This window comes from Bradyrhizobium sp. NBAIM08 (genome assembly GCF_020193935.1).
Classification (GTDB): Bacteria; Pseudomonadota; Alphaproteobacteria; order Rhizobiales; family Xanthobacteraceae; genus Bradyrhizobium; species Bradyrhizobium yuanmingense.
In genome coordinates this window covers 1-406 of the sequence record NZ_JADYVR010000916.1, presented here as the reverse complement: position 1 = coordinate 406, position 406 = coordinate 1, and the positions used below count along the sequence as shown (strand labels likewise).

General features: G+C 71.9%; 1 pseudogene. It reads right to left on the bottom strand.

The features are described 5' to 3' along the window. A pseudogene (locus I6F37_RS42700) lies at positions 1 to 406 on the bottom strand (alpha-glucan phosphorylase); the annotation flags it as partial.

Below are 406 nucleotides of genomic sequence, written 5' to 3'. Positions count from 1 at the left end.
GATGGAGCCGATGGGCACCTCCTCGACGGGGACGTCAGGCCACAGGTCGGCGAACATCTCGCGGGACACGGCGCCGTGGAGCTTGGCCACGGCGTTGGACCGGCTGGCCAGCCGGAGCCCCATGACGGCCATGTTGAACCGCTCCTCGGGCAGGTCGCCGGCGCGGTGGCCGATGGCCATGAGCTCGTCGAGGGTGATGCCGACCTCGTCGCACCAGCCGCCGAAGAAGGTGGCCATCTGCTCGCGCGTGAAGCGGTCGATGCCGGCGGGCACGGGCGTGTGGGTGGTGAAGACGGTGCCGCCCCGCACGGCCTCGACGGCCTCGGCGAAGCCCAGGCCCTGGTCGGTCATGAGCCGCCTGATGCGCTCGAGGCCCAGGAACCCGGCGTGGCCCTCGTTGGTGTGG